General features: G+C 59.8%; 19 protein-coding genes. 16 read left to right on the top strand and 3 right to left on the bottom strand.

What is annotated here, in order from left to right:
* Window positions 1–18 precede the first annotated feature (18 nt).
* Both CIK76_RS07670 and valS read right to left on the bottom strand, forming a co-directional pair.
* Window positions 19–507: a DUF4870 domain-containing protein gene (locus CIK76_RS07670; RefSeq protein WP_096285062.1), complete on the bottom strand. Its 489-nt coding sequence runs from the start codon at window positions 505–507 to the stop codon at window positions 19–21.
* Window positions 508–709: 202 nt separating this feature from the next.
* Window positions 710–3,328: a valine--tRNA ligase gene (gene valS, locus CIK76_RS07665; RefSeq protein WP_096285060.1), complete on the bottom strand. Its 2,619-nt coding sequence runs from the start codon at window positions 3,326–3,328 to the stop codon at window positions 710–712.
* Window positions 3,329–3,577: 249 nt separating this feature from the next.
* Here valS and CIK76_RS07660 point away from each other — a divergent pair, with 249 nt between their 5' ends.
* From CIK76_RS07660 to CIK76_RS07610, 11 genes are all read left to right on the top strand, one after another.
* The gene (locus tag CIK76_RS07660) at window positions 3,578–4,342 is read left to right on the top strand and encodes an SDR family oxidoreductase (RefSeq protein ID WP_096285058.1); all 765 of its coding nucleotides are present in this window, start codon (window positions 3,578–3,580) and stop codon (window positions 4,340–4,342) included.
* A 10-nt stretch (window positions 4,343–4,352) separates the two neighbouring features.
* Complete coding sequence (locus CIK76_RS07655) at window positions 4,353–5,078, top strand: CbiX/SirB N-terminal domain-containing protein (RefSeq protein WP_096285056.1); 726 nt, start codon at window positions 4,353–4,355, stop codon at window positions 5,076–5,078.
* A 67-nt stretch (window positions 5,079–5,145) separates the two neighbouring features.
* Window positions 5,146–6,846 carry a nitrite/sulfite reductase gene (locus tag CIK76_RS07650; RefSeq protein ID WP_096285054.1) on the top strand — a complete coding sequence of 567 codons (1,701 nt, stop codon included), beginning with the start codon at window positions 5,146–5,148 and terminating at the stop codon, window positions 6,844–6,846.
* Window positions 6,843–7,553 carry a phosphoadenylyl-sulfate reductase gene (locus tag CIK76_RS07645; protein WP_096285052.1) on the top strand — a complete coding sequence of 237 codons (711 nt, stop codon included), beginning with the start codon at window positions 6,843–6,845 and terminating at the stop codon, window positions 7,551–7,553. The genes CIK76_RS07650 and CIK76_RS07645 overlap by 4 nt, the downstream gene beginning before the upstream one ends.
* 16 nt (window positions 7,554–7,569) lie before the next feature.
* Window positions 7,570–8,493: a sulfate adenylyltransferase subunit CysD gene (cysD, locus tag CIK76_RS07640; protein ID WP_096285050.1), complete on the top strand. Its 924-nt coding sequence runs from the start codon at window positions 7,570–7,572 to the stop codon at window positions 8,491–8,493.
* 1 nt (window position 8,494) lies between these two features.
* Window positions 8,495–9,790 (top strand): GTP-binding protein, encoded by a 1,296-nt coding sequence (locus tag CIK76_RS07635; protein ID WP_096285048.1) that lies wholly within the window; start codon window positions 8,495–8,497, stop codon window positions 9,788–9,790.
* Window positions 9,777–10,856, top strand: a complete 1,080-nt coding sequence (locus tag CIK76_RS07630; RefSeq protein ID WP_096285046.1) for an ABC transporter substrate-binding protein — start codon at window positions 9,777–9,779, stop codon at window positions 10,854–10,856. Before CIK76_RS07635 ends, CIK76_RS07630 begins: the two co-directional genes overlap by 14 nt.
* A complete protein-coding gene (locus CIK76_RS07625; protein ID WP_096285044.1) occupies window positions 10,856–11,596 on the top strand; it encodes an ABC transporter ATP-binding protein in 741 nt (246 codons plus the stop codon). The genes CIK76_RS07630 and CIK76_RS07625 overlap by 1 nt, the downstream gene beginning before the upstream one ends.
* On the top strand, window positions 11,571–12,428 hold the full coding sequence (locus tag CIK76_RS07620; protein WP_096285042.1) for an ABC transporter permease: 858 nt from the start codon (window positions 11,571–11,573) through the stop codon (window positions 12,426–12,428). The genes CIK76_RS07625 and CIK76_RS07620 overlap by 26 nt, the downstream gene beginning before the upstream one ends.
* Complete coding sequence (gene cobA / locus CIK76_RS07615; protein WP_096285040.1) at window positions 12,421–13,200, top strand: uroporphyrinogen-III C-methyltransferase; 780 nt, start codon at window positions 12,421–12,423, stop codon at window positions 13,198–13,200. The genes CIK76_RS07620 and cobA overlap by 8 nt, the downstream gene beginning before the upstream one ends.
* A gap of 18 nt (window positions 13,201–13,218) precedes the next feature.
* On the top strand, window positions 13,219–14,673 hold the full coding sequence (locus CIK76_RS07610) for an FAD-dependent oxidoreductase (protein ID WP_096285038.1): 1,455 nt from the start codon (window positions 13,219–13,221) through the stop codon (window positions 14,671–14,673).
* A gap of 406 nt (window positions 14,674–15,079) precedes the next feature.
* Here the strand turns inward: CIK76_RS07610 and CIK76_RS07600 are convergent, their stop codons facing one another.
* Window positions 15,080–16,177: a PHP domain-containing protein gene (locus CIK76_RS07600; protein WP_181148239.1), complete on the bottom strand. Its 1,098-nt coding sequence runs from the start codon at window positions 16,175–16,177 to the stop codon at window positions 15,080–15,082.
* A gap of 356 nt (window positions 16,178–16,533) precedes the next feature.
* Here CIK76_RS07600 and CIK76_RS07595 point away from each other — a divergent pair, with 356 nt between their 5' ends.
* From CIK76_RS07595 to CIK76_RS07575, 5 genes are all read left to right on the top strand, one after another.
* A complete protein-coding gene (locus CIK76_RS07595; protein ID WP_096285032.1) occupies window positions 16,534–16,767 on the top strand; it encodes a hypothetical protein in 234 nt (77 codons plus the stop codon).
* Between the two features lie 352 nt (window positions 16,768–17,119).
* Window positions 17,120–17,794, top strand: coding sequence for a hypothetical protein (locus CIK76_RS07590; RefSeq protein WP_141393506.1), 675 nt, complete (start codon window positions 17,120–17,122; stop codon window positions 17,792–17,794).
* 965 nt (window positions 17,795–18,759) lie between these two features.
* Window positions 18,760–19,005 carry a hypothetical protein gene (locus tag CIK76_RS07580; RefSeq protein ID WP_096285026.1) on the top strand — a complete coding sequence of 82 codons (246 nt, stop codon included), beginning with the start codon at window positions 18,760–18,762 and terminating at the stop codon, window positions 19,003–19,005.
* A 126-nt stretch (window positions 19,006–19,131) separates the two neighbouring features.
* The gene (locus CIK76_RS19340) at window positions 19,132–19,326 is read left to right on the top strand and encodes a hypothetical protein (protein WP_176484127.1); all 195 of its coding nucleotides are present in this window, start codon (window positions 19,132–19,134) and stop codon (window positions 19,324–19,326) included.
* A 67-nt stretch (window positions 19,327–19,393) separates the two neighbouring features.
* Window positions 19,394–20,317, top strand: coding sequence for a transposase (locus tag CIK76_RS07575; RefSeq protein ID WP_176484126.1), 924 nt, complete (start codon window positions 19,394–19,396; stop codon window positions 20,315–20,317).
* The last annotated feature ends 55 nt before the right edge of the window (window positions 20,318–20,372 follow it).

The following is a 20,372-nucleotide window of genomic DNA, read 5'->3' as shown; positions in this document are numbered from 1 at the left end:
CGCAACGCGGCTACTTGGCTAGCTCACGAACGTGAAATTGAAGGGATACCTGTAAGAACGACCTGCCTGATACTCGTTCGGAGCATTAACTGCGGCCACGATGGCCACCACGAAGCAGATGAGGCCACCGAGCAGACCGATGACCCAGCCGACCACGGGCAGGAGCGCCAACAAGCCGATGATCGCGCGGATGATGCTGAAATTCAGGGTATCTCGATGGAAGTCTCGCACTATCGGATTGGTGCGTTCCTTGTCGATGATAAAGAAGATCAGCGCCGGGATAATGCCGAAGAATGCAGATAGCCAGCCGTTGAGCTGAATCCGTTGGAGGTTCTCATCCGGGTTTTGCCCCTGGTAGCCCTGCTGCGGGTCATTCACCTGTCCCGGATATGGTCCAGCCGGTTCTGAACTGGAAGGGGGCGTCGTTGATTCGCCAGGCGAGGGGGTCGAGCGATGGCCCTCGCTGAGCGGATCGGAGTCATTTGGGTCTTCCGGCGTGGTAGTCATGCGAGCCTCCCTGGAGAGCAGCTTGAATACGTAGTATGAGCGTACCCCTTGACTCTAAGGCATGAATAAATAATATCAAGGCGTTGAGAACCAACAAGCGACTTCGGCATCGTCTTCGAAGGTCGATTCGTGGAACGGCTCAGGCATGAAGAAGGCCGTCGAGAGAATCTCGACGGCCTTCTTCACACGCTGTTTTCGAAGACTAGGCTTCTTCTGCGGGAGCCAATTCCACGTTCACTACGCTCAGCTCGCCTTTGGCCTCAACCAAAGTCAGTTCGCGTGCGTTGCCGGCCGACTTGAGGTCGGCGAAGCCGGCCCGCAGCTGTTCAACCTGAACCGCCGGTGCATGGATCTCACCGGAGAGGACCTCGGTGCGCTGCTTGACCTTAGCGTCCGACTTGGCCTTGCGGATGCCAGAAAGTGCCATGCCGACGGTTGGGAGAACCGTTGCGTCGGCGCCTTCGGTAGCGGCCGTCAGGTGCGCGGAACTCGGCCACTGCGACAGGTGCACCGAACCGGTGCGCCACCAGCCCCAAACCTCTTCGGTAGCGAACGGCAGGAACGGTGCGAACAAACGCAGCACCGAATCCAAGGTCGTAGCCAGAGTTGCCAGGACGCTAGCCTGCTCCTCTGCACCATGACCGCCGTAGGCGCGATCCTTGACCAGCTCGACGTAATCGTCGGTGAATGACCAGAAGAAGGACTCGGTGATGTCCAAGGCACGGGCGTAGTCGTAATTCTCAAAGGCACGCTGTGCGTCCCGGATGACCGTGGACAGACGCAGAAGCAGCGAGCGGTCCAGGCCGTTGGCCACCACCGATGCGTCATCGGTGAGCACATTGGCCTCGGTGGCGCCCAGGTTCAAGACGAACTTCGAGGCGTTGAGAATCTTGATCGCCAAGCGGCGACCGATTTTCATCTGGTTGATCTCGTAGGCGGTGTCCGCGCCCAGCTTGGCGCTGGCTGCCCAGTAGCGCACGGCGTCAGAACCGAACTTCTCCAGAACCTCGTTCGGAACCACAACGTTGCCCTTGGACTTGGACATCTTCTTGCGATCTGGATCCAGGATCCAACCGGAGATGGCCGCATGCTTCCATGGGACATCGTTGTGCAGCGCATCTGCGCGCACGGCGGTGGAGAACAGCCAGGTGCGGATGATGTCGTGGCCCTGCGGGCGCAGATCGAAGGGATAGACCTTGGAGAAGAACTGGTCGTCGCGTCCCCAGCGGCCCGCGATCTGTGGAGTCAGCGAGCTGGTAGCCCAGGTATCGAGCACATCTGCGTCACCGATGAAGCCGCCGGCCACGCCGCGCTGATCCTCGGTGAATCCTGCCGGAGCGTCGGCAGCCGGGTCAACCGGAAGCTGCGCTATCTCGGGCAAGATCGGAGCATCGTAATCCGGTTCGCCCTGTTCGTCGACCTTGTACCAAACAGGTACCGGCACGCCGAAGAAGCGCTGGCGGGAAACCAGCCAGTCGCCATTTAGTCCCGAGACCCAGTTCTCGTAGCGCGAGCGCATGAACGAAGGATGGAAATCGATCTGCTCGCCGCGCGCGATCATCTGGGTGCGGCGCTCTTCGTCGCGCCCGCCATTGCGGATGTACCACTGACGCGAGGTGACGATCTCCAGTGGCTTGTCGCCCTTTTCAAAGAAGTTCACCGGACGGGAGACCTTCTTCGGCTCGCCATCGAGCAGATCCGCCTCGGTGAGCATCTTGACGACGCTTTCCTTGGCGGAGAATACGGTCTTGGCCGCGATCTCTGCGTAGGCGGCCTGGCCGGCTTCGGTGCTGATCCACTCCGGGGTGTCGGCCAGGATTCGGCCGTCTCGGCCGATGATGGCACGGGTTGGAAGCTGCAGTTCGCGCCACCAGGTGACGTCGGTCAGGTCGCCGAAGGTGCAGACCATGGCGATACCCGAACCCTTGTCTGGCTGGGCCAGCGGGTGCGGGTAGACGGTCACCGGTACGCCGAAGATTGGCGAGGTGACGGTCTTGCCGAAGAGGTGCTTGTAACGCTCGTCTTCGGGGTGGGCCACAAGACCTGCGCAGGCCGCGAGCAGCTCCGGGCGGGTGGTCTCGATGAAAACCTGCTCGCCGCCTTCGGCATTGAATGCGTAGCGGTAGTAGGCACCGGGCATTTCGCGGTCTTCGAGTTCCGCCTGGGCCACCGCGGTGCGGAAAGTAACATCCCACAGGGTAGGCGCCTCTGCCATGTAGGCATCGCCCTCCGCCAGGTTTTCCAGGAAGGCGCGCTGCGATACGGCGCGGGAATTGTCATCGATGGTGCGGTAGGTCATGCGCCAGTCCACGGACAGGCCCAAGGTGCTGAACAGGTGCTCGAAGACCTTCTCGTCTTCGACCGCCAATTCTTCGCAGAGTTCAATGAAGTTCTTGCGGCTCACCACATCCCAGTCGCGCTGGTTCTTCGCCGGGGACTCCGGCGGGCGGTAGCCCTCGATGTACGGCTTGGTCGGATCGCAGCGAACGCCATAGTAGTTCTGCACGCGACGCTCGGTGGGCAGGCCGTTGTCATCCCAGCCCAACGGGTAGAACACGTTCTTGCCGCTCATGCGCTGGAAGCGAGCCAACACGTCGGTCTGCGTGTAGGAGAACATGTGTCCTACGTGCAGGGAACCCGAAGCGGTCGGTGGGGGAGTGTCGATGGAGTAAACGGCCTCGCGGGTCGTGTCCTCGTTGAAGTGATAGGTGCCCTCGGTGCGCCACCGGGACGAAAGACGTTCCTCCAAGCCTTCCAAAGCGGGCTTGTCAGGAACGGAAACCGTTGCGGGCGTGTCTGTGCCCAAGTTGTCTTCTGCCATGGTTCCATTCTTCCATGCTTTGCCGGGGAGCCGGGCATTGTGATCCATGGTCTCGGCCACTTGACCAGCAACGCTGTGCACGGAGAGCGTCAAAGGGCCAGAGCCAATAGTGCACTCGTCCCAGAAGAGTTTGCCTAGGCTTGGCCCAAGCCAGGCAGGGCCGCCGGAGAACTAGAAACGCAGAAAGTCTTCGCGTAAGACAAATTCATCGCCGCACGCCCCGAAGCCGCGAAGTTCTAAGGTTGGGGTATGACTACTTCGCAAAATACTGAAATCTCCCGTTCGGCCCTCGTCACCGGCGCGTCCAGCGGCATCGGACAGGCAACGGTGCGCGCACTTCGCGCACAAGGCTGGAAGGTCTTCGCCGTGGCCCGCCGTGCCGAGCGGCTCAACGCCCTGGCCGCGGAGAGCGGTGCGATTGCCTTGGCCGCCGACGTGAGCGTGCAGTCCGAGGTGGACGCACTGGTGCTCAGCGTCGCCGAACAAGGCGGTGCGGACACGCTGGTGAACTGCGCAGGCGGCGCACGCGGCAGCGACTACTGGGCCGAGGCCAAAGACGAAGATTGGGAGTTCATGTGGCAGTCGAACGTCATGGGCACCATGCGGCTGACCCGAGCGCTGCTGCCGTCGCTGCGCACCACCGGTGGCACAATCCTGAATGTCACCTCCACCGCGGCATTGGCCAGCTACGAAGGCGGCAGCGGATATAACGCTGCAAAGTCGGCGCAGCGCGCCATGAGCCAGGCGTTGCGCCTGGAGGAAGTCGAAAACGGGATTCGCGTCATCGAGATCCTTCCGGGTCTGGTGCAGACCGAAGAATTCGCATTACGCCGGCTGGGAAGCAAGGAAGCCGCGGAGAACGTCTACGCCGGGGTCGCCGAACCATTGACCGCCGAAGACGTGGCCGAGGTGATCCGCTACGCGGTCAGCGCGCCGGCCCATGTGAACCTCGACGAAATCGTGATCCGTCCGCAGGCTCAGGCCGCCAATCACAAGCTGATCCGCAAGGGCTAGGACACCTAATATGGGACGAATACACGTACTTGCCGCTTCGCACGGCACCGATAATGAACGCGGCCAGCAGCTGATCCACGAGCTGCGCGCACAGCTCGAAGAGCTGGCACGCGACGCCGGGCTCACCGAGCTGGTGTGGCATGAAGCCTATGTAGATGTCCAGCAGCCGCGGCTTCCCGAAGTGCTCGGCTCACTGCCCGCAGATGAACCGGCAGTGGTCTTGCCGCTGCTGGTGGCAGACGGAGTGCATACGACCTATGACATCGCCGGCGCGGTAGCGGCCAGAGCCAACACCACCGCGGCCGCCCCGCTTGGCTCCTTGCCGGATCTTGCCAAAGTCTTGGCGCAACGCGCGCAAGCTCATCTTGCAGAGCACCCAAGCGTTGTTCTAGCCGCGGCCGGAACCCGACTAGAAAAAGGCCAGCTACAGGTCCGGAAACTGGCAGAACGGCTCTCGGTCGAGCTTGGACGCGAAGTGCAGGTCGCTTACTGCGCCGGCGCCAAGCCGCTGATCCAGGATCTGCTCTCCACCGAAATCCAGACACCGGTGCTCGTGCTGAGCGCGCTGCTCGCCGATGGTTTATTCCAAACGCGCCTCGCTAGCACGGGTGCCTCGGTGATCACAAGCCCGCTGTTGCCGGACGTCATGATCGCTAAATGTTTCTTCGTAAGACTCCAAGAGGCGCTCAAAGCGGCCGGTTGGCTTTCCTTAGATGACGAAGTGCATCGTGATTGAGTAAAGCGCGTTCATGTGACTACTCGTGGTTGCCAGCCCCCCGGGGCTGGTTTCTACGCTGGCTTACATGACGCAATCAACCGCACCCGTTCGCCCCAAGCGGGCAGCTAAACCTCAAGGTCAATGGAAGATCGACGGCCACGAGCCGTTGAACCATAACGAGGAACTCAAAGCCGCCGACGACGGACTGAACGTCCGGGAACGTATCGAACAGATCTACGCGCTCAAAGGCTTCGACTCGATAGATCCAGATGACCTGCACGGTCGTTTCCGTTGGTGGGGCCTATACACCCAACGCGCCCAGGGCATTCCCGGCGGGAAGACCGCCACCCTTGAGCCGCACGAACTTGAAGACAAGTACTTCATGCTTCGAGTGCGCATCGACGGCGGGGCGCTGAGCACCGAGCAGCTGCGCGTCATCGCCGGGATCTCCACCGAATTCGCCCGCGACACGGCCGACTTCACCGACCGGCAGAATATTCAGCTGCACTGGGTGGACGTGGTTGATGTGCCAGAAATCTGGCGCCGCCTCGAAGCGGTGGGCCTGAACACCACCGAAGCCTGCGGAGACGTCCCGCGCGTCATCCTGGGCTCACCGGTGGCCGGCATCGCCAAGAATGAGATCATCGACCCCACCCCGGTGATCCAAGAGATCGCCCGACGCTATGTGGGCAACCCGGAATTCTCCAACCTGCCACGCAAGTACAAGACCGCCATTACCGGTCATCCGAATCAGGATGTCGTCCATGAGATCAACGACTTCGCGCTGATCGGCGTCGTGCACCCGGAACTCGGTGCAGGATATGACCTCTGGGTGGGCGGCGGATTATCTGCCAACCCGCGACTTGGCGAACGCCTCGGCACCTTCGTCAGCGAAGCAAAGGCGGCCGAAGTATGGGAGGGCGTCACCTCCATATTCCGCGACTACGGTTTCCGCCGCCTGCGCAACCGGGCCCGCTTGAAGTTCCTGCTCGCCGATTGGGGAACCGAGAAGTTCCGCCAGGTCCTCCAGGACGAATACCTCGGCTATGAGCTTCCAGATGGCCCGCCGGCGGTCAAACCGGAAGAATCAGGGGACCACTCCGGAGTGCATGAGCAAAAGGACGGCCGGTTCTATATCGGGCTCACCCCACCGGTGGGCCGGGTCTCGGGAAGCATCCTGAACAAGCTCGCAGACCTCGTCGAAGCGGCCGGTTCCACCAGGCTGCGCACCACCCCGCACCAAAAGGTGATCGCCCTGGATATTCCCGCAGACCAGGTCGATGCCTTCACCACTGCGGTGCAGGAACTGGGGCTGGACCCCTTTCCCGGGCTGATCAAGCGTTCGGCCATCGCCTGCACCGGCATCGAATTCTGCAAACTGGCCATCGTCGATACCAAGGACACCACCATCGACGCGGTCAAAAAAATCGAGTCAAGGCTAGCGGACCACGAGGGAAAGCTCCCCAAGGCCCTGTCCCTGCATGTCAACGGCTGCCCGAACTCCTGCGCCCGAATCCAGACCGCAGACATCGGGCTGAAAGGACAGCTGATTACCAACGCCGAAGGCGAACAGGTCTCCGGATTCCAGGTGCACCTCGGCGGAACGCTGGCCGGCTTCGAGAACGGCGAGGCAGGACTCGGCCGCACCGTTCGCGGGCTGAAGGTCGCCGCCGACGAGCTGCCCGAATACGTGGAACGCGTCGTCAAAAGCTATTCAACCCACGCCGAGGAGAACGAGTCATTCGCCGCCTGGGCACACCGCGCGGAGGAGGAGAAACTGGTATGAGCACCGTACAGCGCAGCGAATCTGAGCTCCGGCGGATCGCCGCCCTAGGAGCCGAAGAACTTGGCTGGGACGCAACCGCCGAACAGGTCATCAAATTCGCGGCCACGCACTTTGAACTACGCGAGATTGCGGTGGCTTGTTCCATGGCAGACGCGGTACTCCCGCACCTGGTCTCCGAAACGATTCCAGAGGTGGACGTGCTGTTCCTGGAAACCGGGTACCACTTCGCCGAAACCATTGCGACCCGCAACGAGGTCGCCCGGGCCCTGCCGGTACGCATCATCGACGTCCTGCCCGAGCTCACGGTGGCAGAGCAAGACGCCAAATTCGGCAAGGAGCTATTCGCCCGCGATGCAGCGTCCTGCTGCCAGATGCGAAAGATGGATCCCCTGAAGAACGCCCTGAACGGCTACGGGGCTTGGTTCACCGGGGTGCGCCGCGACGAGGCACCCACCAGAGTGAACACCCCGCTGGTGGCCTTCGACGAAGCCCACGGGCTGGTGAAGTTCAACCCGCTGGCCGCCTGGACCTTTGAGGAGCTCATCGGCTACGCCACGGAGCACTCGGTTCCGGTGAATATGCTGCTCGCCCACGGGTATCCATCCATTGGCTGCCAACCATGCACCCGGCCGGTGGCCGAAGGCGAAGACCCCCGCGCAGGTCGCTGGGCGGGGCTGGCGAAAACCGAATGCGGCATACACATCTAGTCGAGGAGAGAAGCAAATGACCATTACAGCCAACGCGCCCACCCAAGCGCGGCGCAGCGTCCTTGACGCCTTAGAAGCCGAATCAATTCACATCATCCGCGAGGTGCTCGCCGAATTCGAAAATCCCGGATTGCTGTTCTCCGGAGGAAAAGACTCGGTAGTCGTACTGCACCTGCTAGCCAAGGCCGTGTTCCCCGCCCGGGTGCCGATCCCGGTTGTGCATATCGACACCGGCCACAACTTCGGCGAGGTACTCAGATTCCGTGACCAGGTGGTGGCCCGCTACGGACTGAACCTGGTTGTCGGCTCGGTGCAGGAATATATTGACCGCGGCGAATTGACCGAGCTGGCCGATGGCACGCGCAACCGGTTGCAGACCCGGGTGCTGCTGGACACCATCGAGGCCAACCGCTTCGACGTCGTCTTCGGCGGGGCCCGACGCGACGAAGACAAGGCCCGCGCCAAGGAACGCATCTTGTCCCTCCGCGATGAATTCGGGGTGTGGGATCCGCGCAACCAGCGCCCGGAAATCTGGAGCCTGTACAACGGACGGCACGCCCCCGGTGGACATGTGCGCGCCTTCCCGATCTCCAACTGGACCGAACGCGACATCTGGGCCTATATCGAGCAGGAACAGATCGAGCTGCCACCCATCTACTTCGCCCATAAGCGCCAGGTCTTCGAACGCGACGGCATGTGGCGGGCGGTCACCTCCGTCTCGCAGCCGGCCAAGGGAGAGATCGTGAGCATCCGGCAGGTGCGCTACCGCACCGTGGGAGACGCAAGCTGCACCGGCGCGGTGCTCTCCGCGGCGGATACGGTGCCCAAGGTATTGGATGAACTAGCCCTGGCAACCTTGACCGAACGCGGCGCCACCCGTGCAGATGACCGAATTTCCGCTGCGGGAATGGAAGACCGCAAGACCGAAGGGTACTTCTAAAATGACCACCACACTGCTCCGCATCGCCACCGCAGGCTCGGTAGACGACGGAAAATCAACGCTTGTGGGCCGGCTGCTGCATGACGCCAAAGCCATCCTCGCCGACTCGCTGGACGACATCGCCCGGACCAGCGCCGAACGCGGCTTCGGCGGAGAGACCCCGGCCCTGGACCTGGCGCTGGTCACCGACGGACTGCGTGCCGAACGGGAACAGGGCATCACCATCGACGTGGCCTACCGGTACTTCTCCACCCAGAACCGCTCCTTCATCCTGGCCGACTGCCCGGGCCACGTGCAGTACACGCGCAATACCGTCACCGGGGCATCCACCGCGGATGCGGCGATCGTGCTGGTCGACGCGCGGCACGGAGTGCTGGAGCAAACCCGCCGGCACCTCGGGGTGCTTGCCTTGCTGCGGGTGCCGCAGCTGGTGGTGGCCGTGAACAAGATGGATCTGGTCGGCTGGGACGAACAACGCTTCAGCGACATCGAAACCGACATTCTGCAGATCGCCGCCGGCCTTGGCATCACGCAGAGCGCGGTCATCCCGGTCTCGGCACTGAACGGCGATAACATCGTCGACGCTTCGGCGCTCAGCGACTGGTATGCCGGCCCCACCCTGCTCGGGCTCCTCGAAGGTCTCGAACCGGGCGGCGGCCAGGGCGCCGGCCGGCTCGATGTCCAGTACGTCATCCGCCCGCAGGGGGCGCTTGCCGCCGGACTGGACGCCGAAGAATACCGCGACTTCCGCGGTTACGCCGGCACCCTGGTCGACGGGGGACTGTCGGTCGGCGATTCGGTAGCCATCCTGTCCAACGGCCAGCCGGCCAGCAGCCGGATCAAGGCCATCCGAACCCCGGCCGGCATGGTGGACACCGCGCTCGCCGGAGACGCGGTCGTCGTGCAGCTGAGCGAAGAGATCGATATTGCCCGCGGCGACACGATCATCGCCGGGGAGCTCGATGCCGCGGTGCGCGAGATCGAAGCCAATATTTGCGTGCTGGCTCCGGCCAAGCTCACCGCCGGACAGCAGCTGCTCATCAAGCACGGCACGAAGGTAGCCAAGGCGAAGATCCAAAGCCTGGATCACGTGATCAACGTGGCCGACTTCTCGCGCAGCGCGGCCACCGAGCTGAATCTGAACGACCTGGCTCGCGTGACGGTGCGCAGTTCGGCGGCCTTGGCCGTCTCCGAGTACCAAGACTCACGCACCGCCGGTTCATTCCTGCTGATCGATCCGAGCAGCGGGCAGACCTTGGCAGCGGGAATTATCGAGGCCCAGAATGCAGCCGCCTGAGCACCAATCCTCCGAACGCCAACGCTTCACCTCGCTGGTTGAGCAGCCCAATCACCGGGCGCGTTTTGCCGGGGTTGTGCTCGTTGGAGTGCTGGCGGCATTGGCGCTGACCACGACCGTCGTTCCGCCGCCGAGCACGGAACGAAGTTCGGTGGCCGGCCCGAGTCCGGCAGCGGAGTTGCGCCTGGGGTACTTTGCCAATGTCACCCATGCCCCGGCGCTCATCGCCGACCGGCGCGGCATCTTGGAATCGGCGCTGGAGACGGATTCCACGGCGTTGGAGACGCAAATCTTCAATGCCGGTCCGGCGGCCATCGAAGCGCTTAATAGCGGGGCGCTGGACGCAGCCTATCTGGGGCCGGCTCCGGCGCTCAATAGCTATCTGTCCAGTGGTGGATCCTCGTTGCAGGTCGTCGCCGGGGCAACGAATGGGGGAGCGAGCCTGGTGGTTTCCGAAGATATTGCTTCGGTTCAACAGCTGGCCGGTACCGAGCTTGCCACGCCGCAGTTCGGCGGGACCCAGGATGTGGCCTTGCGGAACTACCTGCAAGAACGCGGGATCCAAGACTCGGTGACCGTGACACCAAGCTCGAATGGCACGGTTCCCCAGTTATTCGCTCGCGAGGCCATCGATGGAGCGTGGCTTCCGGAACCGCATGCTTCGCTGCTCGTCGAGCAATACGGCGCCCACCGGCTGGTGGACGAGGCGACGCTGTGGCCCGATGGCAAGTTCCCGACGACCGTATTAGTGGTCAACCAAGACTTCTTGGAAGAACACCCGCAAACGGTCAAGGAACTGGTTGCCGCCAACGCCGAAGCCATCGGCTGGTTGAACTCGGCAGAACCCGCCGAACGCCTGGCCGCGGTGCAGGAAGCCTTGACCGGGATCAACGGGAGCAGCCTGCCGGATACGGTTATCGGTGCGGCGCTTGGCGAGGTCGGATTCGATGAGAATCCGTTGGAAAGCACCTTCCCGACGCTGATGGAGCACCTCGAATCCGCAGGCTTGGGCGATTCTGGAGATCTTTCCAAGATCGTAAACGACCAATGGATCGGGACAGACTGATGGGTGTGGAACTCCACGAAGTTTCGCTGAGCTATGATGGCGCGGATCTGGTGATAGAGAATCTCAGCGCACAGATCGAAGACGGTGAATTCATTGCCATCCTCGGGGCCTCGGGCTGCGGTAAATCCTCGCTGCTGAACCTGATTGCCGGACTGCTCCAGCCCACCTCCGGGTGGCTCGAAGTCCCCAAAGACGGCGCCGCCTTCATGTTCCAAGATGCAAATCTGCTCCCGTGGCTCAGCGCAGCGCAGAACATTTCGCTGGCGTTGAAACTTGGGGGATACCCGGCCGAGCAACGTGAGGTGCGAGTTGCCGAATTGCTCCGACTGGTGCAGTTGGGGCAAGCCGGAAAGAAAAAGCCACATGAACTCTCCGGCGGCATGCGGCAGCGCGTGGCGCTGGCACGGGCCCTCGCCCAGGACCGCCAGGTGCTGCTGATGGACGAACCGTTCGCCGCGTTGGATGCGATCACCCGAGACATGCTGCATGAAGAATTGCGGAATCTCTGGCAGCAGACAGGCAAGACGATCATCTTCGTCACCCACAATGTGCGCGAAGCGATTCGGCTGTCCGGCCGGATCCTGGTGCTTTCTTCCCATCCGGGGCGAATCCTGGAGACCCGGCGCATCTCCACCCAACTAAGAAACGACCCCGCCCAGTCGGCCGCCCTCGCCGATGAGCTCACAACGATCCTCAGGAAGGAGCAGCGAAAGCATGAGCACATTGACTCAGCGAGCTAGCCGGCCTGCGGCCAAAGCCGCACGCCAGGGCAGGGCGAAGAAATCATTGGATGCGGTCATCGCGCCAATCATCACGGTGGTTGTGCTCATTAGCCTGTGGCAGATTGCTTCGTGGGCTGTTCCGATCCGTGAAGACCTCTTCCCAGGCCCCGGAGCCGTTGCCGCGAAATTGCCTGAGATGCTGGCCAACGGATCGCTGGCTGCTGCCGTGGGTACCTCGCTGTTTCGAGCGTTGACGGGATTTCTGCTTGCGGTAGTCATCGCGACTCCGGTTGCCTTGCTGCTGGCCCATCAGCCACTGGCCCGCCAGGGCATTGGGCCGCTGATCTCGGCCATGCAGGTGCTTCCATCCATCGCCTGGGTTCCAGCGGCCATCATTCTCTTCGGGTTGAGCAATGCGACCATCTACACGGTTCTCTTGCTGGGCGCGGTTCCCTCGATTATTAACGGGTTGCTCTCCGGAATCGACCTGATCCCGCGGCAGTACCGCGCGCTGTCCACGGTGCTCGGCGCAAACAAACGCCAGCATATCTGGCACGTTGAACTGCCTGCCGCATTGCCAGGATATGTTGCCGGGCTCCGGCAAGGGTGGGCTTTCGCCTGGCGGTCATTGATGGCCGCGGAACTCATCGCAGTGGGCGGATCGCTGGCACTCGGGGTGGGCTCGTTGCTGCAACGAGGCCGCGATCTGGCAGACCTGCCCTTGGTGATGTTGGTCATATTGGTGATCTTGCTCGTCGGCATACTCATCGAACTTTTATGCTTTGCCCCCTTGGAGCGCAAGCTCTTGCGCGACCGGGGAATGAATCGAACTGGAGGAAATAATGGCTAAGGGAAAAATAACCCTGATTGGTGGCGGCCCGGGGGATCCCGAGCTGATCACCGTGGCCGGATATAAGGCACTTTTGGCAGCGGATGTGGTGCTCGCCGATCGGCTTGGTCCCACCGCGCTGTTGGCGGACCTTGCCGAGGGCGTCAAAGTTATTGATGTCGGAAAAGCCCCCGGTTGCCACGTCAAAACCCAGAATGAAATCAACGAACTACTAGTCAAGTACGCTTCCGAAGGGCTTGATGTGGTTCGCTTGAAGGGCGGCGACCCGTTCGTTCTGGGCCGCGGCGGTGAAGAAATGCTATTCGCCGCGGAGCATGGAATTTCGACTCGTGTCATTCCGGGAATTACCAGTTCCATTTCGGTGCCTGCCGCGGCGGGAATTCCGGTGACGCATCGGGGCGTGGCTGCCGGGTTCACGGTGATCAGCGGCCATGACGATCTCACCGACGTCCCGCTGCGCGCCGATCACACGCTGGTAGTGCTGATGGGGGTGTCTAATCTGCCACAAATCGTTGAGACTTTGCTTACCCGTGGCTTAGCGTCAAGTACGCCAATTGGGATAGTTGAGCGAGGTTACTCACAGACGCAGCGGACAACTATCGGTACGCTAGAAGAGATTGTAGTGCGCGCCCGCAAGGCCGCCGTGGCGAATCCGGCCGTCATCGTGATCGGTGACGTTGTTCGTCTGGCACCTGAAGCTTCAACCCAGTTGGTTGGACTTCAGCCGCTGGACACCGTCGACGCCGCAGCGTCGGCCTCATTCGCTGACTAAGAAAGTAGATGTTGTTTGATGAGTGAAATTCACGTACCTGGACATTTGACCTCCCGCGCCCTGCGCGTTGCCATTGTCGGTGCCGGTCCTGCAGGCATCTACGCAGCAGACCTGCTCAATAAGAGCCAGCCTGTTTCCTCCGGCGAGTTGTCCCTCAAGGTGGACCTCTTCGATGAGCTTCCCACCCCGTTCGGCTTGATTCGCTATGGCGTATCCCCGGACCACCCGCGCATTAAGGGCATCATCACCGCCCTGCACAAGGTGCTGAATAATGACTGGATCAACTTCTACGGAAATGTTGGTCTGGGTCGCGACATCAGCCTGGAAGAACTCCAGGAACGCTATGACGCGGTCATTATTTCAACCGGCGCCCAGAAGGACGCAGACCTGAACATCCCAGGTGTTGAACTTGCTGGATCCCATGGTGGCGCGGACTTCGTTTCCTGGTACGACGCACACCCGGATGCGGATAAGGACTGGGACCTGTCGGCCAAGGAAGTTGCCGTGATCGGCAACGGCAACGTCGCGTTGGACGTGGCCCGTATCCTCTCCAAGCATGCAGACCAGCTGCTGGAAACCGAAATCCCGGCACATATTTTCGAACAGCTCAATGACTCGGCAGTCACCGATGTGCACGTCTTCGGTCGCCGTGGCCCGGCACAGGTGAAGTTCACCCCGTTGGAACTGCGCGAACTGTCGCACTCCAAGGATGTGGATATTGTCCTGTACGAAGAAGACTTCGACTTTGACGAAGGTTCGGAGGAAGCAATCCGAACCAGCAACCAGACCAAGACCATGGTTGCGACCCTGACCAACTGGTTGATTGAACAGGAGGAACGCGAGGAAGCCAGCAGCGCTTCTCGCCGCCTGCACCTGCACTTCTTGCAGTCTCCGGTTGAAATCCTCGGCGAAGATGGCAAGGTCACCGGCCTGAAGCTTGAACGCAATGAACTCGACGGAACCGGTAACGTCAAGGGCACCGGCGAATTCGTCGAGTACCCGGTCCAGTCCGTTTACCGTGCGGTGGGCTACTTCGGCTCTGCCGTGGATGGCATCGAATACGATGGCAAGCGCGGCGTGCTGCCAAACGTCGAAGGCCGTGTGCTGGATGCTAGCGGCACCCACATCGACGGCTTGTACGCGACCGGATGGATCAAGCGCGGTCCAATTGGCTTGATCGGCCACACCAAGGGCGATGCCCTGGAGACCATCAACCACCTGCTTTCGGACCTGGGCAGCCTTCCGGTCCCAACCTCCGAGCAGAGTGCAGCCGAACTCCTGGAATCCCGTGGCGTGGACTACGCAGACTGGGAGGGCTGGATGAACCTGGACGAACAGGAAAAGGCTCTGGGCGCTGCCGCAGGCACCCTCGAAACTCGCTTCGGTGAAATCACCCGCGACCGCATCAAGCTCGTCGAGCGCAACGACATGCTGGAGTTTGCTCGAGCAAAAAAATTAGCTAAGAGCCTGTAGTACGCAGACAGGTTCAGGAATAACTGGCACTCGATGATCTTTTGATCATCGAGTGCCATTTTCCTTTAACCAGCAAAAGCAAGAAAGCGATCCGGCGGATCTTGATCGTGCCCGAAGCAAGGCGTCTGCCGGGGCTACCCGGGCCCCAGGCTAAAACGGAAATGGGAGAGGCGGTTGCCCGTTATGTCGTTGACAGCTCCTAAACTCCGAGGAACATAGGAGCTGCCGGCCGAACCACGGCCTGGCCCGACAAGGATTGGTTCTTTGCGTTCGCGGCGTTCCTCATCGACATTCCCGCCAGCCTGCTTGGCAATCCAATCCGCAGACAGGTAATTAGATTCCGCCCACTTGATCATGTCCCAAGTGATCAAGAAGTAAGAGGCGAACCTCATCGAGTTGATGATGTTCAGCCCGATGCGCAGACGATCTCCGACCTCTTTAGCGACGCGCCCGTCACCGCGGTCTTTTGCTCCATTTTTAACCAGCTTATACAAGAATTCTTCCGCAGTGCCTTCACCCTCCGGGATCGGGAAATCGGGGAGGCGCTGCCGGTCGTCAGGAATGGTCCGATCAGCAACCTGATCAGCGACCAGCTGGGTGTTGGCACATGCCTCTCCCCATGCGGAAGCTGCGGCTTCATTTTGGGGTTGCCAAGTACGGCTAGCATCTCGTCCTCGGACTTGATGTAGTAGTCCGGGGTGCCGTTGGAACTGAACCGTTCGGGATCATCTAACGTTTTCTTCACGACGGCTAGGAATGCATCGTACGCGTGGGCGTCCTCTTGGTGTTCGTAGTGGCAGTCGTTGGTAGCGACCAGTGGGATGCCGGTTTCCTCAGACAATGCGCGGATCTCACGGAATGCATGCACCTCGGCGCCAATGCCGTGGTACATGACTTCAAGGAATACATGCTCGCGTCCCACCGCATCGATGAGGATATCGAGGTTCTTGCGAGCTTCAGTCCGAAATAGCTCTGCGGTTTGCGCATCGCCTCGCTTCTCAGTTGCCCCCGCGCGGGACAGCGGCCCGGCGACTGGCCCACCCAAGCAGCCGGTGAGGATGGTCAGTCCTTCCCGGTGCTTTTTGATCAGGTCAAAATCAATTCTCGGCTTATACCGAAAGTAATCTTCGGCTTTGTTGTGCAGGGCGAGCAGGTTCTTCCAGCCAGTTTCATTGCGCGCCACCACGGTAAGGTGCATGTACTTCTTGGATTTTTCTTTGCCGTCATCAGCATCAGTGGCGTTGTCGTCATCGTTGGCTACCGTCTCGGAGTTCTTCTCGGAACGCGAGCCGATCGCCAAATAGAACTCCACACCGATGATTGGCCTGATGCCCTCGTGCAGGCTTGCTTTACGGAACGCGTAGGCGCCAGTGAGATCTGCGTGATCGGTGATCGCCATAGCTTCCTGGCCTAGAGCCGTGGCACGCTTCGGACCGGCTTCATCACGACGCAGGCCATCTAGGGATCTCATCTCCGAGTGGACATGCGGATGGGTGAACGCCATTGTGGCTGCCTTTCGACGATTGGTATTTCGGGGAACGATCCCCGTAATCCTGTCTATGCAAGGGAGAGCTCCACAGGGCTTGGAACCCATTTGTGCGGGAGATTCCGGACAGCTCCCCGGACGCACAAAACCGCACCGAGGTAGCACGGTGCGGTTTTTACCGGCTTCACGCCGTTCTAGGTCACTGCTGCAGCGCTCCGGTGCTCTGAACCTCCCGGCTGAAGTCGGGAGCACGCCGCACTAAAGGTCGGAGTCAGCTGCTTCTCGCTGGCGGTATAAACCTTGCCGGTTTTCGAACGAGAATACGCTTCGAATCCTTCGCCGACTCAGGTAGACGCGGCACAATAGGTGTCTCCATGGGGGAGAAGCCCCGCTTCATCAAGGTGCTCGGAATCGCCGAATTAGTTATCTTCCGCGGTACCCTGGCCGGCTTCCTCCGGGGTGGCCTTGTCCTGGCTCCAGGGGATTGCGCCGAAAGTGGCAGCAAGCACGCCTGTGGTGAGGATGGCGGCAACAGCTACGCCGGTCATGATGCAGGGGAGGTCAAAGGAGCCGGATTGTCGGTGCAGCCGCGCGCGGCAGCACGCTGAAGTTCTTGGAGGTATATGCGTTGGAACATGCACAGAAAGGCGGCAGTCTAAGCTCAGATTGCCCTACTCCTCGATCGCAGGGTCTTCGGTGAACCAACTCGCGCAACGATGAGGTCTTGTTCTACGGTGCACCCCGCGAACAGAAAAGCACCCCGCTTCCGTGGTGGAAGCGGGGTGCTTCTAGGTTATTGTTTCAGCAATCTATCGGGTCGTACGCCAGCGTCAGTCCAATTGATTTTTTGTGCGTGTCGCAGCAGTTCGTCGCCGTAAATGATCAAACGATTGTGTAGATTTATTTTTGCCTCCCCATCTAATGGGTATCTACTAGTAAATCGAAAGTTAAGGTGAAGTAGTGGCTAAACTCTTAAAGCGTATTGTGGCTTCAACTGGAGCAGCAGTTTTGGCCACGTCACTATTGGTGACTCCTTCATTCGGCGCACCCATTACTCCGGAGCTCCAGATAGATACAAGTGATCAAACGTTCGAAACTCTTCGGTCCAACATGCCACAGGGTGACCGTGTCAAGTTCGACCGCCTATCCGGGGCGCAACAGCAAGAACTTTTAATAGCAGCTCTCGACCCGGAATCCACGTTCAATGCTGGGACCGGGAAGTGGAAAAATGTAAAGGAAACAGATTCCAGCGGTGCGGTAGCAGCCGTAGCTCAGCCTGCTGATCTAAATTTTGGGCAGATGGCGGCTACTAAGCGTAAAACGGATTCGCACAAAAAATCGTGGAAAATGTTTGGAATCACCTACGCCTCAGTTGAAGCACGAATGACTTACCAGTACAACGGTAAGACTGTTACCAGCATCAACAGCTGCGGAGGTTTCTATACGAACCTGATTCCACTCAGAACCATTCAATCGATACCTTCGCAGTACTTCGAGAGCAAGAAGACAAAAGCAGTTTGCGAAATCACTTGGCATGTGACCAAGAGCGGCGGTATACAAGAAGGTAAAGCTGTTCAAGGATTGCGTGTAAGCGGGAAAGGAGTTCGCATTGGGTATTGGGACTACGATGCTTGAGATAAATCTATTTGAAGCCATATTCCTCTTCGTGTGGCTTGCTGTGATTGTGATGACTGCTTGGAATCTATGGATGGAAAGATCTTTCAAAAACCTTGTTGTCTTACTTGCATCAGCAATAATTCCCGTACTGGGCACAGTTGTTGGAATTGTCGTAGGTGGCCTCGAATGGGCCAGACGCGTAAAGGCTCACCGAGAAAGTAAGGCTTGATCACGCCCGCTCTCTCACTGTCTTGGAGAACAAAAGATCGGCCTCGAANNTTCGAGGCCGATCTTTTGTTAGAAGATTCCTGAATATCGACGTCATTTGGATCGGTGGTGATGGGAGCACGCCGCACTAAAGGACGTGCGACATCCGGCTCGGAAACCGCCGGGACTGCGAGGCCTTCCAAACAATGCCGTTCAAGCAAGTCCTTCGGCTGACCGTATTGCTGGCATGACTCATAGTTCATCAAGCGAAATCGAAAGCCTTATCCGACAAGATGCCCTGGGGAAGCCCGGTCGGGTCTACGATCCCCATTTCCTTCGACTCATCAGCCCTCCGTTTGCAACCTCCGTAGAGAGCTAACCGAGGCGATATCTTTCGCCTAAGGCCAGCAGGGCTGCATGGCCCACTTCTTGCCGTGCATCAGGAGCCGCGGTGAAAACTTCATGAAACTCTTTGACGACATCTTTCCAGAGGGCGGATCTTCTGCCCCGACGAGGGCAGTCGATCATCTGGGTTGTCAGGCCAGTCAACCAGAGACAACCGGTACCGGCCAATGACATTGTGTCCACGTTCGCTGTCCAGAACAGAATCGATGCAAGGTACGCGCGCGGTAACCCCTTGGCGTCCGCATGCTTCGGACGTGTTTCGTGCCATGATTCGGGATCTGAAAATCGAAATAGGTTCTGACTTGAGGATTTAGCATCCAAGTGGTGCTGATGTGGTTACTAAAAATCCGTGTTTCGGTACGCTAAAGAGCATGGAATCACGATTCATTCGCAAAGTTCGCACCGCGTCCGGCGTGGTTGCAGTGCAAACCGTGGTGAAAAATGGCCGGACCATGACCGGCGTTGAACACCTGGGCTCTGCGAACACCGACCAAGACCTTGCGGCCCTACTGGCAACAGCGAAAGATCGGCTGCTTCCCGGCCCGGACACCCTCGATTTCAGCGTAGAGCAAGAGCCCGTGACCATAGGCGATATCCCGAACTGGACCGTGCAATAGCTTCCTGAAGAAACACGCTCCGTAGGCCGACCACGCAGCGCCCCAGCCACTGTCCTCTGGGAGATTTTTGAAGCAGCTTGCGACCGGCTCGGGTTCAGCATCCTAGACGCTCCGGCGTTCAAAGCCATGGTGCTGGCGCGGCTGATCGAGCCGACCTCGAAGGCACAGAGCATTCGTGTCCTCAAGCAGGTTGATGCACCCCATCTTTCCTTGCGCACGTTGTTCCGCAGCTTGGGCACCTGCATCGACAAGGACTACCGCGACCTGCTGGCCAAAGCCCTGGCGCCTGCCGACCGGCAACCGCCGGACTGGCTTCTTTAGTCATGTACGACGTAGCCACACTTCATTTTTGAAGCGAAAGCCGAAGAAAAACTGCGCAAAGGTCGGCATGAGCAAGGAACGCCGCGTCGACCCGCAAATCCAGGTCGGACTGCTCGTCGACCCGGCAGGGTTCCCGCTGGAACTGCTTATGTTCGAAGGGAACAAGGCCGAAACCACCGCGATCATCCTCGTGCTCGAAGCGTTCCAGGAACGCCACGGCATCACCGACCTGGTGGTCGTGGCCGACGCCGGGATGCTCTCGGCCAACAACCTGAACGTGATCGAGGATGCCGGGTTCACGTTCATTGTCGGCTCCCGGCTTACCAAGGCACCTTACGACTTTCAAGAATATTTTGATGCCAAAGGCAACAGGTTCACCAATGGGGAGGTACTCGAATCCACCCGCCTGATGGGTACCGGGAAAAATGCCTGGGAACTCAGGGTGGTGTACCAGCGGTCGGCCAAACGCTTGGCCAGGGACAACCGCAATATTAACCTCATGGAACGCAAGGCTCTAGCGGTGGCCGAGGGGAAGTCCCTGTTGAAGAAGATGCGGTTCCTGAAAGTGACTGGAGCCGAGAAAGAGCTGAACGAGAAGATCATCGAACGAGCCAGGATGCTGGCCGGACTCAAAGGCTACGTCACGAATCTGCCAATCGAAGCTGTGCCTGCCACCAAAGTGATTAGTGCTTATCACGACCTGTGGCAGGTTAAAGCGTCTTTCAGGATGACGAAATCAGACCTGCGTGCCAGGCCGATCTTCCACCGTGAAGTGGATTCCCTTGACGCGCATTTGACCGTGGTATTCGCTGCACTGGCTATCGGTCGGCATCTGCAGAAACTGACCGGATTGCCGTTAAAGCGGCTGATCACCGATCTGAAGGCTGTCCGATCAGCGAAGGTGCTGATCAATGGGCAAGTGGTGACCTTCGTTGCGCAGATTACGGAAGGGGTGGGAGAAGTACTTTCCAGACTTCGTGGTGGTTACTAAGGAATTTGGCACGACTCAGGGAAGGGAAAATTGCCCCTCCCATGAGCTCCAGTCC

The sequence above is a fragment of the Glutamicibacter sp. BW80 genome, from assembly GCF_002332385.1.
In the GTDB taxonomy this organism is placed as follows: domain Bacteria; phylum Actinomycetota; class Actinomycetes; order Actinomycetales; family Micrococcaceae; genus Glutamicibacter.
The sequence above is the reverse complement of the archived record's forward strand: the minus strand, read 5'-3'. Positions and strand labels throughout refer to the sequence as shown.

What these genes read in the sequence shown, in the direction of transcription:
- CIK76_RS07635 (WP_096285048.1), top strand. Translation starts at nt 8,495, where the DNA reads ATGACCACCACACTGCTCCGCATCGCCACCGCAGGCTCGGTAGACGAC.
- CIK76_RS07660 (WP_096285058.1), top strand. Translation starts at nt 3,578, where the DNA reads ATGACTACTTCGCAAAATACTGAAATCTCCCGTTCGGCCCTCGTCACC.
- CIK76_RS07670 (WP_096285062.1), bottom strand. Translation starts at nt 507, where the DNA reads ATGACTACCACGCCGGAAGACCCAAATGACTCCGATCCGCTCAGCGAG.
- cobA (WP_096285040.1), top strand. Translation starts at nt 12,421, where the DNA reads ATGGCTAAGGGAAAAATAACCCTGATTGGTGGCGGCCCGGGGGATCCC.
- CIK76_RS07595 (WP_096285032.1), top strand. Translation starts at nt 16,534, where the DNA reads ATGGGGGAGAAGCCCCGCTTCATCAAGGTGCTCGGAATCGCCGAATTA.
- CIK76_RS07650 (WP_096285054.1), top strand. Translation starts at nt 5,146, where the DNA reads ATGACGCAATCAACCGCACCCGTTCGCCCCAAGCGGGCAGCTAAACCT.
- valS (WP_096285060.1), bottom strand. Translation starts at nt 3,328, where the DNA reads ATGGCAGAAGACAACTTGGGCACAGACACGCCCGCAACGGTTTCCGTT.
- CIK76_RS07655 (WP_096285056.1), top strand. Translation starts at nt 4,353, where the DNA reads ATGGGACGAATACACGTACTTGCCGCTTCGCACGGCACCGATAATGAA.
- CIK76_RS19340 (WP_176484127.1), top strand. Translation starts at nt 19,132, where the DNA reads ATGGTGCTGGCGCGGCTGATCGAGCCGACCTCGAAGGCACAGAGCATT.
- CIK76_RS07580 (WP_096285026.1), top strand. Translation starts at nt 18,760, where the DNA reads ATGGAATCACGATTCATTCGCAAAGTTCGCACCGCGTCCGGCGTGGTT.
- CIK76_RS07630 (WP_096285046.1), top strand. Translation starts at nt 9,777, where the DNA reads ATGCAGCCGCCTGAGCACCAATCCTCCGAACGCCAACGCTTCACCTCG.
- cysD (WP_096285050.1), top strand. Translation starts at nt 7,570, where the DNA reads ATGACCATTACAGCCAACGCGCCCACCCAAGCGCGGCGCAGCGTCCTT.
- CIK76_RS07620 (WP_096285042.1), top strand. Translation starts at nt 11,571, where the DNA reads ATGAGCACATTGACTCAGCGAGCTAGCCGGCCTGCGGCCAAAGCCGCA.
- CIK76_RS07575 (WP_176484126.1), top strand. Translation starts at nt 19,394, where the DNA reads ATGAGCAAGGAACGCCGCGTCGACCCGCAAATCCAGGTCGGACTGCTC.
- CIK76_RS07600 (WP_181148239.1), bottom strand. Translation starts at nt 16,177, where the DNA reads ATGGCGTTCACCCATCCGCATGTCCACTCGGAGATGAGATCCCTAGAT.
- CIK76_RS07625 (WP_096285044.1), top strand. Translation starts at nt 10,856, where the DNA reads ATGGGTGTGGAACTCCACGAAGTTTCGCTGAGCTATGATGGCGCGGAT.
- CIK76_RS07645 (WP_096285052.1), top strand. Translation starts at nt 6,843, where the DNA reads ATGAGCACCGTACAGCGCAGCGAATCTGAGCTCCGGCGGATCGCCGCC.
- CIK76_RS07610 (WP_096285038.1), top strand. Translation starts at nt 13,219, where the DNA reads ATGAGTGAAATTCACGTACCTGGACATTTGACCTCCCGCGCCCTGCGC.